This is a genomic window from Rhodococcus sp. MEB064, from assembly GCF_000834565.1.
GTDB lineage: Bacteria > Actinomycetota > Actinomycetes > Mycobacteriales > Mycobacteriaceae > Rhodococcoides.
The window spans coordinates 54,539-69,259 of the sequence record NZ_JXQS01000015.1 but is presented as its reverse complement, the minus strand read 5'-3'; the positions used below and the strand labels follow the sequence as shown (position 1 = coordinate 69,259).

General features: G+C 70.0%; 14 protein-coding genes. 5 read left to right on the top strand and 9 right to left on the bottom strand.

The features are described from left to right. Nucleotides 1–12: 12 nt before the first annotated feature. Complete coding sequence (locus RU01_RS08135; RefSeq protein WP_197074720.1) at nt 13–1,596, bottom strand: GMC oxidoreductase; 1,584 nt, start codon at nt 1,594–1,596, stop codon at nt 13–15. Nucleotides 1,597–1,801: 205 nt separating this feature from the next. Here RU01_RS08135 and RU01_RS08130 point away from each other — a divergent pair, with 205 nt between their 5' ends. Then, on the top strand, nt 1,802–2,764 hold the full coding sequence (locus RU01_RS08130) for an MsnO8 family LLM class oxidoreductase (RefSeq protein ID WP_042574114.1): 963 nt from the start codon (nt 1,802–1,804) through the stop codon (nt 2,762–2,764). A gap of 4 nt (nt 2,765–2,768) precedes the next feature. Here RU01_RS08130 and RU01_RS08125 read toward each other — a convergent pair whose 3' ends face one another. The 3 genes from RU01_RS08125 to RU01_RS08115 all read right to left on the bottom strand — a co-directional run bounded on the left by RU01_RS08125 (nt 2,769) and on the right by RU01_RS08115 (nt 5,774). Further along, complete coding sequence (locus RU01_RS08125) at nt 2,769–3,860, bottom strand: endonuclease/exonuclease/phosphatase family protein (RefSeq protein WP_042574031.1); 1,092 nt, start codon at nt 3,858–3,860, stop codon at nt 2,769–2,771. 64 nt (nt 3,861–3,924) lie between these two features. After that, complete coding sequence (locus RU01_RS08120) at nt 3,925–5,274, bottom strand: MFS transporter (protein ID WP_042574030.1); 1,350 nt, start codon at nt 5,272–5,274, stop codon at nt 3,925–3,927. A 122-nt stretch (nt 5,275–5,396) separates the two neighbouring features. Then, entirely contained in the window at nt 5,397–5,774 is a 378-nt protein-coding gene (locus RU01_RS08115) for a VOC family protein (protein WP_042574029.1), read from the bottom strand. Nucleotides 5,775–5,919: 145 nt separating this feature from the next. Between RU01_RS08115 and RU01_RS08110 the strand changes: the two genes are divergently transcribed. Continuing rightward, nucleotides 5,920–6,816: an SDR family oxidoreductase gene (locus tag RU01_RS08110; RefSeq protein ID WP_042574028.1), complete on the top strand. Its 897-nt coding sequence runs from the start codon at nt 5,920–5,922 to the stop codon at nt 6,814–6,816. Here RU01_RS08110 and RU01_RS08105 read toward each other — a convergent pair. Genes RU01_RS08105 through RU01_RS08085 form a run of 5 tightly spaced genes read right to left on the bottom strand, consistent with a single transcriptional unit; the run spans nt 6,795 to nt 11,242 of the window. After that, nucleotides 6,795–7,292: a SixA phosphatase family protein gene (locus RU01_RS08105; protein WP_042574027.1), complete on the bottom strand. Its 498-nt coding sequence runs from the start codon at nt 7,290–7,292 to the stop codon at nt 6,795–6,797. The genes RU01_RS08110 and RU01_RS08105 overlap by 22 nt on opposite strands. Then, the gene (locus RU01_RS08100; RefSeq protein WP_042574026.1) at nt 7,271–8,065 is read right to left on the bottom strand and encodes a glycosyltransferase family 2 protein; all 795 of its coding nucleotides are present in this window, start codon (nt 8,063–8,065) and stop codon (nt 7,271–7,273) included. Before RU01_RS08100 ends, RU01_RS08105 begins: the two co-directional genes overlap by 22 nt. Then, the gene (locus RU01_RS08095; RefSeq protein WP_042574025.1) at nt 8,062–9,045 is read right to left on the bottom strand and encodes a glycosyltransferase; all 984 of its coding nucleotides are present in this window, start codon (nt 9,043–9,045) and stop codon (nt 8,062–8,064) included. The genes RU01_RS08100 and RU01_RS08095 overlap by 4 nt, the downstream gene beginning before the upstream one ends. Continuing rightward, nucleotides 9,042–10,157, bottom strand: coding sequence for a glycosyltransferase (locus RU01_RS08090; protein ID WP_042574024.1), 1,116 nt, complete (start codon nt 10,155–10,157; stop codon nt 9,042–9,044). The genes RU01_RS08095 and RU01_RS08090 overlap by 4 nt, the downstream gene beginning before the upstream one ends. Further along, entirely contained in the window at nt 10,154–11,242 is a 1,089-nt protein-coding gene (locus RU01_RS08085; protein ID WP_052493174.1) for a glycosyltransferase, read from the bottom strand. Before RU01_RS08085 ends, RU01_RS08090 begins: the two co-directional genes overlap by 4 nt. A gap of 213 nt (nt 11,243–11,455) precedes the next feature. Between RU01_RS08085 and RU01_RS08080 the strand changes: the two genes are divergently transcribed. The 3 genes from RU01_RS08080 to RU01_RS08070 are packed head-to-tail and all read left to right on the top strand — an operon-like array spanning nt 11,456 to nt 14,714. Next, nucleotides 11,456–12,394, top strand: a complete 939-nt coding sequence (locus tag RU01_RS08080) for a WcbI family polysaccharide biosynthesis putative acetyltransferase (protein WP_042574023.1) — start codon at nt 11,456–11,458, stop codon at nt 12,392–12,394. After that, nucleotides 12,391–13,392, top strand: a complete 1,002-nt coding sequence (locus RU01_RS08075) for a glycosyltransferase (protein ID WP_042574022.1) — start codon at nt 12,391–12,393, stop codon at nt 13,390–13,392. Before RU01_RS08080 ends, RU01_RS08075 begins: the two co-directional genes overlap by 4 nt. Then, the gene (locus RU01_RS08070) at nt 13,389–14,714 is read left to right on the top strand and encodes a glycosyltransferase (protein WP_042574021.1); all 1,326 of its coding nucleotides are present in this window, start codon (nt 13,389–13,391) and stop codon (nt 14,712–14,714) included. Before RU01_RS08075 ends, RU01_RS08070 begins: the two co-directional genes overlap by 4 nt. The last annotated feature ends 7 nt before the right edge of the window (nt 14,715–14,721 follow it).

Here is a 14,721-nt window from a genome sequence, read left to right as displayed (position 1 = left end):
GACCGGGTACGCCTAGCCGCCGGCGGCGATGACGGCCGCGATGTTGCGCTCGGCGAGCGCGGTGATGGTGAGAGACGGGTTGGCCGCACCCGTACTGCCCGGAACGAGAGCTCCGTCCATGACGTACAGGCCGGGGTGCCCCTTCACTCGTCCGTACGCATCGGTGACGTCGCCCAGGACCGCACCGCCGAGGGGGTGCGCGGTGAAGGTGTCGTCGACGTCGCGAGTGAACGGCTCGGCGGAGACGACGGTGCGGCCGGCCTGTGCCATCCGGTTCTGCACTGCACGCAGTGCCTCGACGGTGTCGCGGCTGCCGCCCTTGGGCCAGGTCAAGCTCATCCCGTCGGTCGCACGGTCGTAGCGGAAATCGGCCCGCAGCGGGTCGATGGTCATACCGAGCGATCCGAGGAAACCCATCTCGGTGGGAACGCCCGGGACGTACCAGTTCTCGACGCTGAGAGGCAGGCCCGTGTCGTCGACGATGCGCGAGGCGCACGGCGCTCCCTGCGGTCCACCGCCGATGGGGCCGAGCGAACGCGTCATGAAGGCGTCGCCGTTGGTGCCCCATCCGCGTCCGACGAACTCGTTGAGTTCCGGAAGCGCACCGGTGGCCTGTGCGCGGACCAGCAGTTCGGTGGTGCCGATGGAGCCGGCGCCGAGGATCAGCGAGTCGCAGGTCAGCGTGCGCGTCTCGAGTGCGTTGCCCTCGGGATCGAGGCGCCGCACCTCCACGCGGTAGCGGCCACCGCTCTCGGTACCGATGGCGACGACCTCGTGGCTGTGACACACCACGGCGTTGCCCGTGGCCTCGGCCTGCGGGATGTAGTTCTGCGTCAGGTCGTGCTTCGCGCCGTTGGAATTGCCGAACGTGCTGCAGCCGACGGTGGCGGACGGCCGGGACCGACCCGACATCTCGTCACGCAGCACGTTCCAGTTCCAGCCTCCGTCGACGCGCTGCGGGTCGAAACCGGCGCGGCGGGCGTGGTCGTCCCACGTCCTCGAGTGGGCGAACCCGGGGGAGGCGTAGATGTCGTCGGGCATGGTCGACGGCCGGAGCACCGAGCGAGCCTTGGGGTACCACTGCGCCGCCATCTCGTCGTAGTCTACGCGGCCACCGAAGGAGAGGTCGAAGAAGCGTTTGTCCGGGGCGATGCTCACACCGGTGTAGACGACGGAACCGCCGCCCACCGCGGCTGCGCGCCACACCGACAGGTTCTCGTACCGGGTGGTGTCGAGGACGCCGTTGAACCAGTCGACGGGCCCGACAGGCATGCCGGTGAGGTTGGTGAACGAGCGCTGATGCCACAGGCCGCGCCCGTCGGCCGTCATGTCGGCGGTGAAGATGTCGCGGAACGGATCGCGCGGCCAGCGGAGTCCTCGTTCGAGCACGGTGACCGACGTACCGGCCTGCGCGAGCCGCAACGCCGCGGCGCTGGCTCCGAAGCCCGATCCGATGACGAGGGCGGGTGAGTGGTCCGGTGGACGCGGAGGGTCGGCGAACAGTTCGGGCAGGAGGTTCCGGATCGAGGGGACGCCGAGCGGGAGTGCGGACGCCGTCGACCGGGTGATCGCGGGCGGGACCGCGAGGCCCACCATTCCTGCCGCGGCCAGTTGCAGCAGTTGCCTGCGCTTCACGTGCACACCCACCATCGATCGAGAACAGTCGAATGATCAGTGTCCCGTGAATGGTGCCGGTGATGGAACCACTCGACCGGATTGTATGACTGTTACCAATCTCGGTGCCTGTTTCTCGGGACTGCCGGAGCGGAACAGGGTGAAGCCCGCGGCGGTTGTGGAGAGTATGCGTCTGTCCCTTCTCGATCGCTCCCGTACCCGCACCGATCGGTCTGCCGCCACCGCGGTGTCGGACTCGATCGAGCGTGCACGATGGGCCGAGGCGGCGGGCTACGAGCGGTTCTGGGTGGCCGAGCATCACGCCGTCCCCGGCATCGCGAGCGGCTCACCCGCGGTGCTGCTCGCCGCGATCGGCGCGGCGACGTCGTGGATCCGGCTGGGGTCGGGCGGCGTCATGCTGCCGAACCACTCGCCCATCGTCGTCGCGGAGCAGTTCGCGATGCTCGACGCCCTGTATCCCGGCCGGGTCGACCTCGGTGTCGGCCGGTCGCTGGGGTTCACGCCGCCGGTGCGCAAGGTGCTGCGGGCGGACACCGAGGACGCCGAGCGCTTCGCCGACGACCTCGCGGATCTGCAGGATTTCCTGCTCGGCACCGGTCCGGTGACCGTGCAGCCCGCGCCCGAGCGACTGATCCCGATCCACGTTCTCGCGACGGGTCACGGGCTCGCGATCGCCGCGCAGCGCGGGCTTCCCGTCGTGGTGGGCGGTCCGATGCTGTGGGGGGACCTGGCTCCGCTGGCGGCGTATCGACGCGAGTTCGTTCCCTCGGCCTTCGCGGCACAGCCGTCCGTGACGGTGTCGCTCGACGTGCTGGTTGCCGACACCGACGCAGAGGCTCGCCGACTCGCCATGGCGGAGGCGGTGGCCATGGCGGACTCCCGCCGTACCGGGGAATTCCCCCCGTTGCGGGCGGTCACCGAGATGCCCGACGGTCTCACTCCGCGGGCTCGGGAGTCGGCCCAGCGCTCCCTCGACGGGAGCGTGCACGGCAGTCCGGCGACGGTGCGCCGCCGGCTCGAAAACCTCGTCGACCGCACCGGTGCCGACGAGATCCTGTCCTCGGCATCGACGTTCGACCGTGACGCTCTGCGTGCGTCCGACGAGGCGTTGGCCGCACTGCTGCGCTGACGGGTCAGACCTGCAGGTCCACCCACACCAATCTGTGATCGCTCGCCGACAGCAACTCGGCGCCCGGTTCGCCCGGCGCGGGCCAGAAGACCCCCGATCCGGTGACCGTCAGATCGGTGCTCGGCAGGACGTAGTCCACCCGGAGATCACCCGGCACGGGATCGGCGAAGTCCGCCGTGTCGGTGCCGGCGGTCGGCGAGGTGGGCATCGGGTCCTGCAGCGCCGGGCTGTCGAGCAGTTGCGCGATGGCGCCCGGGTAGGAGTCCCCGTCGACGGGATCGCTGTTCTGGTCCCCCAACACCACGAACGAGGAGCCGTTCGGCAGGCCGCCGGCCAGTCCGGTGTCGTCGACGAGGTAGTCGGCGCCGGCGATGTAGTCCGCGGTGAGCCGGATCTCGTCGTGATTGCGTCGGCCGTTGCGGTCCTCGGGCCCGTCGAAGGAGGGCGGCGTGGGGTGCGAGACGAGCAGGTGGATCACCCGCCCGTCGATGTCCACGGGCACGTCCCAGTGCGACTTGCTCGACAGGCGCAGGGCGTCCGAGTTCGCCCCGAAGTACTCGCGCGGCAGCAGATTGTCGGGCATGTCGGCCCAGCGGAAGGTCTGGAAGGTACGGACCGCGGCGGCGTCGAGTGGGAACTTGGAGAGGACGACCATGCCGTACTGGCCGGGAAACTGCCCGAAGCCCCAGGCATCGTTCGGTCCGTCCGACCGCCCGTCCCCGTCGAGGTCGAGCCCGGACGGCTCGCCGGTGTTGACGGGCGCCGTGTACGCGAACGGGTAGTCGATCGGTGCGTCGCCGACGGCGAGGTAGTTGTCGCGGAAGAGGTCGACGGCGCCGTCGGAGTAGTCGAACTCGTTGAGCAGCAGCATGTCCGGGGCGTTGCGCTGAACCACGTCGGCCACCGACCGGATCTGCGGATCCGTTCCGGACCGCAGAGCCGCGACCAGATCGCCGGCGGCGGGGCGGTTCATGCTGGCGTTGTACGTCGCGACGCGGACGGTGCGCGGGTCACCGGGCGGCTCGTCGGCGGCAGGCGCGCTGCAGGCGGTGATCGTCAGGACGGACGCGGCGAGAAGCACGCGGGTGAGTCGCATGGTGCGGGACGCTATCGCGCCGCCCTGACAGACGGGCGAACACGAGGGGGCGGGCAGGGGCGCGTCAGGCCACGCCGTCCAGCACCCGCTGCGCGTCCGGCGACACGTACGGGTAGGCGCAGAGGGCGAGCACGCCCCCGATCAGCAGCAGGGGCAGCAGCGGGACCATGCCGGTGGTGAGGGAGCCGTACGCGTCGGACACCGCGCCGACGAGGAGCGGTCCGACGGCGCCGCCCACGGTCGCGGCGATCTGCAGCAGTCCGTAACCCAGTCCGCGGTCGCGCGGGGCGAGCACGTCGGCGACGCACGAGGTGAGCGTGGGGATCGCCCAGGCGGTGAAGAAGCCGAACACGGTGAGCAGCACGGTGAAGGGCAGCCAGCTCTCGGAGGCCAACGCCCCCGCCATGGCGGCGGTACCCAGCAGGATCCCCGAGCCGCCGACCAGGACTCGCCACTGCGACGGCGTCGCGATCGGAGTGCGTCGGGTGAGCAGGGAGCCCACGAGGGTGCCGCCTACGATGCCGACGAGCGCCAGTCCACCGCCCGCGGAGGCGGCGGCTGCCTCGCCCAGGCCGAAGCGACGTTGCAGCAGGCTGGGCACCCAGAACGTCAGGCCGCCGACCGCGAGACTCATGACGGTGAGAGCGCCGCCGGTGAACCACAGCGTCCGGATCGGTGCGACGCGGCGGAGTTGGACCGGCATCGGGTCGGTGGTGGCCTCCGGCGCAGGCGTGTCCGCGCTGCCCGCGGCCAGTCTGTCGGCGTAGCCGCGCTCGGGCTCCCGCACCCGCGACATCAGGACGGCGACCACCACACCGGGAATCGCCATGACGAGGAAGGCGCCGCGCCACCCCAGCCACTCGGCGAGCACGCCACCCAGCACGATCCCGGCGCCGCCGAGGTAGGCCGCGGTGCGCCACCAGCCGAAGGCCGTCGGGCGGGTCGCCGGCGGGTGGAAGTCGGCGAGCATGCTGGCGCTGGCCGGGTTGTCGATGGCCTCGGCGGCGGCCAGGCCCATGCGCACGAGGTAGAAGATCGCGAAGGTCGGTGCGAGGGCCGATCCGACGGTGGCCAGGGCCCACAGGAACACGACGACGGTGATGATGCGGCCGCGGTCGTGCCGATCGGCGAGGTACGCGGCCGGCATCGCGAGGAGGCCCGCGGCGACGGCGGCCGCGGTGGGGATGGAACCGGCCGCCGTGTCGCCGAACCCGAACTCCGCCTGCAGCTGCGGCAGCACGGCGGCGACCAGGCTGAACTCGATGCGGTCGACGAGGGAGACCAGCACCAGCACGATCGCGGGTCCCCACCCGTACGGGAGGGTGAGGGAGTCGCGCCGCGCCCCGATCGTGCGCCACCGCGGTGCTCGCGTCGCCGCCGTACCGCGCTCGGTCCGATTCTCGGTCTCCGTCACTGTCGCCCCCGTCCGACCGGCATGCCTGCCGACTCGGCGCAGCCTAATCCGGCGAATCGCCCGGGAGCGGCCCTCGAGAGAAGGTTGGGCGGACCCACCATCGGGCCCGCCCGGACCCTTGCTCAGCCCACAGGCAACTGCTGCACCGACCACCTGTTGCCGTCCGGGTCGGCGAAGTAGGTGAACAGACCCCACCCCTCGTCCTTCACGGGGGTGGCCTCGACCCCGGCTGCCAGCAACATCTCCCGCGCGGCCTCCGCGTCCTGCACGACGACGAGCATCCCCTCGACGGAACCGGGAACTGCTGTCGTGATGTTCTTCCCGATCGCGATCGAGCACGCGGAGCCCGGTGGGGTCAGCTGCACGTAGCGCATGTCAGGGAACGGGCTCGCGTCGTGGTCGGCGACGAAGCCGATGCCGGTGTAGAACGCTTTCGCCCTGTCGACGTCGGCGACGGGAAGCATGACGAGTTGGATCTCCATGGTCAGCGTTGCGGTCATGACTGCTCCTGGCGGTGTGTGCGGGTGATGAGGAGTACCTTGCCGCGGATAGCGGACAGGTACGGTCCTCTGATCCGACATTCTTAGGTGCAAACCGGAGTAACAGGTACTGTGACCCGCACAACTCGTCACAGGAGGACTTCTCATGGTCAGCATCGGCAACAAGGTCGTACTCATCACCGGCGCAGGACGCGGTATCGGTGAGGCGACCGCACGGGCACTCGCCGCCAAGGGTGCGCGGCTGGTGCTGACCGATGTCGACGAGGCCCCCCTCGCTGCGCTGGTCGCAGACCTCGGGGACGTCGCTGTCGGCGTCCGCGCCGACGTTCGTGATCTCGCACAGATGCAGCACGCGGTGGACACCGGCATCGAGCGCTTCGGCGGCATCGACGTCGTGCTCGCCAACGCCGGCATCTCGAGCTACGGATCGGTGCTGAACGTCGATCCCGAGACCTTCAAGCGCGTCATCGACATCAACACGACCGGCGTCTTCCACACCGTCCGGGCAGCGCTGCCGTCGCTGATCGAGCGCAAAGGATACGTGCTCGTCGTGTCCTCGCTCGCCGCCTTCACCGCCTGCCCCGGACTCGCCTCGTACAACGCGAGCAAGGCGGGAGCCGAGCACTTCGCCAACGCGTTGCGACTCGAGGTGAAGTACCAGGGAGTCGACGTCGGCTCCGCACACATGGCGTGGATCGACACCCCGTTGGTGCAGGACGCCAAGTCCGACCTGTCCGCGTTCCAGGATCTCCTCGCGGTCCTGCCCTGGCCACTGGGCAAGACGCTGCCGGTCGAGGCGTGTGTCGACGCGTTCGTCCGCGCGATCGAGAAGCGGTCACGCCGCGTCTACGTTCCCGGCATCGTCGGCGGTATCGGCTGGGCGCGGTCCGTCCTGACGACGCGCCTCGGCGAGTACACGACGCTGCGCCACGTTCCCCGCATCCTCCCGAAGATGGACGCCGAGGTGAAGGCCCTCGGACGCTCCGAGAGTGCCCGCAACCGCGCGGTGGTCGAGAAGGATCAGTCGACGCGGAGTGCGTGAGTCAGGCGCGCACCGCCGCGGCCGAGGTCCGTCCAGTCGCCGGTCGTCTCGAGGACGGCCATCGCCGACGTGGGGAAACCCGACCTGATCCAGCGGCCCGCCTCGGAATCCACATCGTCCGCGAGTTCCAGTGCGGTGAAGGGGATTCCGGGTGCGTGCCCGACCACCAGCACGATCTTTGCCGACGCGTCCGCGGTGGTGATCTCACCGAGGATGTCGTCGGGTGACCCGCCGTACAGCGAGCTCTCGAACCGCACGTCCGCCGTGACACCGGTCCGCTCGAAGGTCTGACGTGTGCGGGTGGCCGTCGAGCAGATGACGGCGTCGACGGTGCCCACGGTCGCCCGGATCCAGTCGCCCGCCGCCGCCGCTTGACGACGCCCACGCTCGTCGAGCGGTCGGTCGTGGTCGTCCACCCCGTCGGGGTACGAGGACTTGCCGTGGCGCATCAGGATCAGGGTGCGGGTGTCGGGCATCGTCCGATCGTAGAACCTTCGGGTGTCCAGTCGAGGAGTCCGCGCTCGCGGAAGGCGGTCAGCCAGCCCAGCATCGGCCAGTGCCCCCAGCGGCGGTGGAAGACGGCGGCGTTGGTCACGATGTCGTCGAGGTGTTCGACCGGTGGGGACGACACCGGATGCCACTGGTGGTAGGCGTGGGCGCCGCCGATCCACAGCAGGTCGTGGCCGGACCGTTCGGCGACTCGGCCGAAGTCGGTGTCCTCGCCGCCGTAGCCGGAGTACTCCTCGCAGAGGCCGCCGAGGGTGGTCCACGTGGTCGCGGTGACGGCGAACGACAGTGACCAGAACAGATCCCAGTTCGTGCCGCGCTCGACGTGTCCCGGTGCCGGATCGGGCCGGGCTGCATGCGGATCGGTCCACGGGCCCAACGCGTCGGGTCGAACGCTGGCGTCAGGCAGGTAGGTCACGGGTCCGCAGAGCACGGCGCCGTCCCGTGCGTGCTCGGCGTAGAGACCGATGAGGTCCGGCCCCGGTATGCAGTCGACGTCCAGGAACACCAGCACATCGGCGCCCGCGTCGATGGCCAGCCGGGCGCCGGTGTTGCGTGCTCGAGCGAGGGGGAGAGGCCGGCCGGTCCGTGGAACGGTCACGGTCGCGTCGACCACCGACGGATCGCCCATCGAGACCACGACGTGCGCATCGGCCGGTCGAGAACTCAGCGCGAGTCCGCGGCGCTGCGCGGCCAGGTGCTCTGCCCGCCCGGAGACGATCGTGATGACGGCCAGCGTCATGCCAGAACCTCGTCGACGGCCGCTGCGGCACGGGCGGCAGCGCCGTCGATCCGCGTCGCTGCCCGGATGTCGCCGGACATCGAGCGCACCCGGCCCATGATGTCGGGCCACTCGTCGGGAGCCGGCCAGGCGTCGAGCGCCACGGCGAGACCGGCCTGCCCGAGAGCGCGCGCCGTGGCGAGTTGCTCACCGTACGGGCGGTTCTCGGCGATCACCACGGTCGGTGCGCCCGATGCCGCCACGTCGGCGACGGCGTTCTGCCCGGCATGGGTGACCACGACCCCGGCCGCTGTCAGCAGCGGCCACACGTCGTCGACCCACGGCGTTCCGGGAATGCCGATGCCGCGCCACGACAGCTCGGGGGTGTGGTTCCCGACCAGATCGAGGTAGTCGGTGGTGACCTGCGAACCGCCGGCGCCGGCCAGGACGGCCACCGATGCGTCGTCACGTGTCGTCGCCCCGTCGGTGCGGTCGGCGTGCCGGCTGATGGACCCCGTGTAGGTCGTCTTCTCGTCGACGTCGGCGAGCCAGTCGGGGCGGTAGACCGTGTCCGACCACGGAGCGACGATGCGATCGGCGATGCGGTAGGCCATGAGGTGCGGTGCATCGGTGCGCTCTCCGGGCATCGCGAACACGACGACGGGAATTCCCATGAGCCGCACGAACATCGACACCTCGACGGAGACGTCGACGACCATGGCGGCAGGACGATGGGTGCCGACCCACTCCGCCACCGCGGCCATGCGGGACGTCATGCCCGGCACGCGGGTGGGCGCCCAGTGCAGCACCCCGCCCGCAGTCGGATCCGACGCGTCGTCGCCGGTGTCCATCGGCAGGTCGATCCAGTCGGCGAACGGGTTGATGTCGGCCGGGCGCGGACGGGACGACAGCACCGCCACGGGCCCGGACAGGTGCTTCGCGACCGACCGCGCTCGGGTCAGGTGACCGACTCCGTGGTGGTGGACGTAGTACCCGATCACACCGGTACGCGTGTGGATTTGCTCGACGCGTCGAGCACGCTGCGATAGAGGTCGAGGTAGCTGTCGACCATCCGGATGTCCGAGCACACCAGCTCGGCGCGTGCCCGCGCCGCGGATCGCGGGAGAGCCGCAGCGGCGTCGATAGCGTGTGCGAGAGCGTCGATGTCGTCCGCGGGCACCATGCGGCCGCAGGTCTCGTCGAGGATCTCGGGGATGCCGCCGCGCTCGAAGGCGGCGACGGGGGTGCCGCAGGCCAGGGCTTCGGCGACGACGAGTCCGTACGGCTCGTCCCACTGCGGTGTCACCAACGCCACCGAGGCGCCGCCGACGAGGTCGGCGAGTTCCTTCTGCACGAGGTGGCCCTCGTAGGTCACCCCGTTGCCCAGGCGCGGCTCGACGGCGGTGCGGAAGTAGTCCTCGTCGGACGCCGGACCGGCGATGCGCAGGTGGTATCCCGCGCGGCGCGCCGCGTCGATCGCGAGGTCGACGCCCTTCTCGGGCACCAGTCGGCCGGTCCAGACGGCGTAACCGCCGCTCCCGGATCCCACCGGCCACCGGTCGAGAGCGATGCCGTTCGGCACGACGGGTATCCGTCCGGCAACGGGGTACCACTGCTCCGCGGTGTACTCGCTGACCGCGGCATATCCGGTGTCGGGGTTCAGCGGTACCGCGGCGGCGGACTCGAGCCAGGCGAGGGGTGGCGTGTGCAGGGTCGTGAGCATCGGGACAGGCACCATCGACGACATCGCGATGGGGAGGTAATGCAGGCTGTGGTTGTGGATGATGTCGAACGAATCACCCAGTGGCCCGGCCAGTTCGAGCATCACCGACAGGTACGCATGGTGCTCGTGCACCACCCACGACGGACCCATGTGTTCGGTCCGGGCGTGGGGACTCATGCGGAAGGTGTGCACCTCGATGACGTCGCGCGCGACATCCGTGGACGTGCCTTCGGCCCCGAACAGCGTCACGTCGTGACCACGCTCGGTCAACGCGTGCGCAAGATGCCACACGTGCGCCTCGAGACCTCCGGCGAACGGCTGTGCGATAGGGAATCTGGACGAACCCAGGAGAGCGATCCGTAAGGGACGGTCGGAGGGCTGGTGCGTCACGCGAGCACCACTCCGTCCCAATGTCCGGAGGCCAGGGGGGAGGCGAGACGGCGATAGATCGCAGCGTGCTCGGCCGCGATCGCAGACTGCTGGTGCCGGCGGTAGTCGGCGAGTCCGCTGACGTCCGGGCGGGTCCGGACGGCCTCGCCCACCGCGGCTTCGAGCGTCGACGGATCGAGCAGGTCCGGACCGAAGACATAGGTCGGGCACGGGAACTGGTCGGCGAAGTGCCCGCTGTCGGGAACCACGGGGACGACCCCGAGATCGCGGCACGCTTCCATCCAGCCCGAATGCGTACCGAAGCGGTACGGGAGGACCGACACGTCGATCTCGGAGAAGTACTGCCACAGTTCGGCGTCGGTGAAGCGGCGATGGACCCGCACGTCGACGTCGGGATGATCGCGGAAGGCCAACAGACGCTCGCCACGTTCCGGCGCATACCAGTGGCTTCGGTGATCGAAGACGTCGTCGTCGATGTCCAACCGCACGACGGCGTCGTGAGCCGCAGCGGCCGCCACCACAGCGGGCATGACTGCTTCGGGGTCCATGTTGGCGCGCAGCGACTTCGCATGCACGGCCACGACACGCGGGTCGGTGCGCTCGCTCCGGTCGACGGCGGCGATGACGTCCAGCGGCGCGACGTGCGGGTGCGGGATCACCTGTGCCGACCGTCCCCACAGACGCTCGATCTCACGGGCGGCCCGGTCGGTCAGCGTGATCACGATGTCGGCGGCATGGATCAGCACGTCGAGCTGGGCGCGGTGCATGGCGTAGTCGGGGAAGTGCGGGTTGTGCAGGTCGTGCACCGTCAGCACGAGCGGCGTCGCCGACTCGTGCAGGACGGACACGACGTCTGTCAGGCGGTCCGGTGTGGCTGCGTCGAACCCGAAGTGCAGGTGCACCACGTCGATCTCATCGATGTGGGCCCGCAGATAATCGGGCTCGAGGAATCGTGGGGGCCACCACTGGCCGGCGGTCGTCGCCTCGAGCGGTCGGGGGTCCTCGAGAAGGACGATGTCGTCGCCGGTGGGGGTGATTCCGACGACGTACGGGTGCGCAGCAGGGATGGAAGCGACGGCGATCACGGCTCGGGTCTTCCTCTCGGGAGCGGGCAGACGCACTCACCGTCGGATGACACGGGCGGCACGTATGCACAAGTGGTGACAGGCCGCCTTCTTGACCTCGACGCGATAAGGATGCCCCGGGGGGGCCCGACACAAACGCCGGTGTCGTGCAGGTCTCCTCCGCCCGGGGCCCTCGTGCCGCTTCGCCGACTCACCGTTCGGGTAGACGCTGGTATGTCCACGTCACACGCTCGGCAGCCGGACGGCCGCACTCGCCACTACGGCGAGTTCTACGGGCTCGATCCGGTGCCCACCGACCTGCCGCTGTGGCTCGTTCTCGGGAACTGCCAGGCAGAAGCCCTGCGGGTCATGCTCGACACCGTGCCGGACGTGCCGTTCCGCACCGTGCGGATGCCGCCGGTCCACGAGCTGGAGTCCGCGGATCTGGTGCACCTCACGGAGTTGGCCGGCCGGGCCTCGGTGCTTCTGGCGCAGCCGGTGCGGGACGACTACCGGGACCTGCCGATCGGGACATCGCAGGTCGCCGGGCTGCTGCCGGACGGGGCTCGGGTGGTCCGCTGGCCGGTCTTCCGGTACAGCGGCCTGTACCCGTTCCAGGTCATCGTCCGACATCCCAGCGACCCCTCGGCCACCCCGGCCGGCGCTCCGTACCACGACCTCAGGACAGTTCTTGCTGCTCACGTCGGCATGACGGACGCGGAGGTGCCGCCCGGCGCCGTTCTCGCCAACGCGGAGGCGAGCATCTCCGAACTCGCGCGACGTGAGCGCCGGGACTGCGATGTCGCGATCTCCGACGTCGTGACGCGCCATGGCGCCGAGGCCGCCCACACGATCAACCACCCCGGTAACCCCGTGCTTCTCGAGCTTGCGACGCGTGTGCTCGGCGCAGCCGGAGTGGATGCTGCGCCGACCGATCCCGGGCGGGTGCTGCTCGACTCGGTGCACACACCGCTGGAGGCAGATGCCGTCGAGGCGTTGTCCCTGGGTGTCCCGCCGCGTCCGGACTGGACCATCGGCGGCGAGACCGTCGCCGCGGAGGAGATCGAACGACAGCAGTTGCAGTGGTACGAGGAGCACCCGGTGTTCGTCGACGCGGCGCTGACCCGTCATGCCGACACCCTCGACCTGCTTTTTCCCGGAGCGGTTCGATGACCGCGGTGACCAACCTCGTGGTGGGTCCGGATCGCCACGGTGTCGTGCAGTTCGCCCTGCGGATAAGGGAGGGAGTGTCGGCCGCCGGTCTCGACACCGCGCTGGTGCGCGTCGAGACGGCCGAGCAGGACACGCAGCTGCCCGACGCCGACGTCGTGCACCTGCACGTCACGGATCGCCTGTTCGGATCCCCTGCAGGAAAAGCGGCGGACGTCGTCGAGAACGTCGCAGCGCGGGTGCACGCGGCGGGTGCCGCGTTCGTGGTCACGCTGCACGACCTGCCGCAGCCGTCGGACGGGCGATCCGCGCAGGCCCGGATCGACTGCTACTCGCGGGTGCTCGGGTGCTGCGACACCGCGATCGTCAGCAGCGAGCACGAACGTGCGCTACTGGCTGCCGCAGGAATCGCTGCGGCAGCACCGGTGGCGGTGATTCCGCTGCCGGTGGCGACGGGAACCGGCGTGCGCTCGGTGTCCGACGACGTGTCGGTCGGCGTCTTGGGATTCCTGTACCCGGGCAAGGGCCATGCCGAGGTGCTCGACGCAGTGCCGGCCGGCGCACGGATGGTGGCTCTGGGCACTCCCTCGCCCGGTCACGACGACCTGGTCACCGACCTCGAGAAGGCCGCGGCCGACCGCGGTATTGGGCTGCAGGTCACCGGTTACATCGACGACGTGGATCTGCCCGACGTGCTGAGCCGGGTGACGGTGCCGGTGGCGCACCACCGCCACATGTCCGCGTCCGGATCGATCAACACCTGGATCGAGCACGGCCGTCGGCCGCTGGTCGTGGCCGGTCCGTATACCCGGGAGTTCGCACGCAGGTCGCCGGGAACGGTCACGGTGTACGACGAGGACGACCTGGCCGGGGCTCTGCAGCGCGCATCGCTGGATCCCTCGTCGACGTGGATCGAGGACGGCGTCGTCGCACATCCGACGCTTCTCGAGGTCGGCGCCGCGCACGTGGACCTGTACCGCACATCGACCGGTGGACGATGACGGCGCACGCGCTGTCCGTCGACGGGACGTACGCCGTACCGGGCAATCGCTGGGACCTCGTGGCGAACGACGGTGCACCGCCCCGCACGGTGAGTGTGGTGGTGCCGTACTACGAGCAACCCGAGCAACTGTCGATGCTGCTGACCGCGCTCGAGCAGCAGACGACGGCGGTGACGGAGGTGATCGTCGCCGACGACGGATCCCGGACGCCGCCGGTGATCGAATCGCCGCTGAACATTCGCGTCGTGCGGCAGGAGGACGACGGGTTCCGCGCCGCCGCGGCGCGCAACCTGGGTGCTCGGGCCGCGTCGGGAGACATCCTGTGCTTTCTCGACGCCGATACGATCCCGGAACCCGGATACATCGAGGCCCTGGTGCGACTGCCCTCGCTGATCCCCGACGCGGTGACCGTCGGCAGGCGTCGGCACGCGGACCTGACTGCGCTGGGCCATCTCCCCGGCCCGGGGGACGACGTTCTCGACGAGCCCGGGTGGTTGGTCGACGCATACCGGGGATCACGGAACCTGCTCGACGCCGACTACCGGTCGTACCGCCACATCATCAGCGCCGTGATGTGTTGCACAGCAGCGTTCTTCGACGAGATCGGCGGATTCGACGAGTCGTTCACCCGCTACGGCGGGGAGGACTGGGAGCTGGCGAACCGCGCATTCCTGGCCGGTGCGGTGTTGGCCCACGTGCCGGACGCCGTTGCCTGGCACGACGGTCCCGACTGGGCCGGCCGCGCCACGGCCGAGCGCAGGCAGCACAAGAACGCCGAGGCTCTGTCGCTGCTGCCGCTCGTCACCGATCCTGTGGCTCGGACACACGGCGTGCGCTACGCCGTCCCGGACGTCACGGCCGTCGTCCACGCCGACGGGCACAGCGCGGCGTCGCTGCTGGCAACGGTGGGATCGATTCTGGCGCACGGCGATGTGACGGTATGGATCGACGGCACGGATGCCGACGACCTTCTCGCGCAGTGGGGTCTGGACGACTCCCGCATCGCGCCGGGACGCCCGACCGAGGACGACGTGCGTCGCAGCCGATTCGGACTCGAGGTACACGGCCGAGTCGTCTTCGGTGCCGACGCGCTGCGCCGACTGGAGAGTGCGACGCCGGCGAACGGCCCCGCCTGCGCCCGTATCGCGCGTCTCGACGCGTCGGTCACGTGGTGGTCCTGGCGCGGCGTCCGCCGTGCGCGCCGATGGTCATCCTTGTTGAACGAACCCGAGAACGACGTACTGACAACTCTTTTCGGCATCGTCGAGCTCGACGACGTCGACGTCACGATCGGGCCGGCGCAGCCGGACCTGTCGTGGTGACACCCGA

Excerpts from the sequence above, each read along its gene's own strand:
- RU01_RS08135 (WP_197074720.1), bottom strand. The coding sequence starts at position 1,596 with ATGGTGGGCCTCGCGGTCCCGCCCGCGATCACCCGGTCGACGGCGTCC.
- RU01_RS08130 (WP_042574114.1), top strand. The coding sequence starts at position 1,802 with ATGCGTCTGTCCCTTCTCGATCGCTCCCGTACCCGCACCGATCGGTCT.
- RU01_RS08125 (WP_042574031.1), bottom strand. The coding sequence starts at position 3,860 with ATGCGACTCACCCGCGTGCTTCTCGCCGCGTCCGTCCTGACGATCACC.
- RU01_RS08115 (WP_042574029.1), bottom strand. The coding sequence starts at position 5,774 with ATGACCGCAACGCTGACCATGGAGATCCAACTCGTCATGCTTCCCGTC.
- RU01_RS08110 (WP_042574028.1), top strand. The coding sequence starts at position 5,920 with ATGGTCAGCATCGGCAACAAGGTCGTACTCATCACCGGCGCAGGACGC.
- RU01_RS08105 (WP_042574027.1), bottom strand. The coding sequence starts at position 7,292 with ATGCCCGACACCCGCACCCTGATCCTGATGCGCCACGGCAAGTCCTCG.
- RU01_RS08100 (WP_042574026.1), bottom strand. The coding sequence starts at position 8,065 with ATGACGCTGGCCGTCATCACGATCGTCTCCGGGCGGGCAGAGCACCTG.
- RU01_RS08080 (WP_042574023.1), top strand. The coding sequence starts at position 11,456 with ATGTCCACGTCACACGCTCGGCAGCCGGACGGCCGCACTCGCCACTAC.
- RU01_RS08075 (WP_042574022.1), top strand. The coding sequence starts at position 12,391 with ATGACCGCGGTGACCAACCTCGTGGTGGGTCCGGATCGCCACGGTGTC.
- RU01_RS08070 (WP_042574021.1), top strand. The coding sequence starts at position 13,389 with ATGACGGCGCACGCGCTGTCCGTCGACGGGACGTACGCCGTACCGGGC.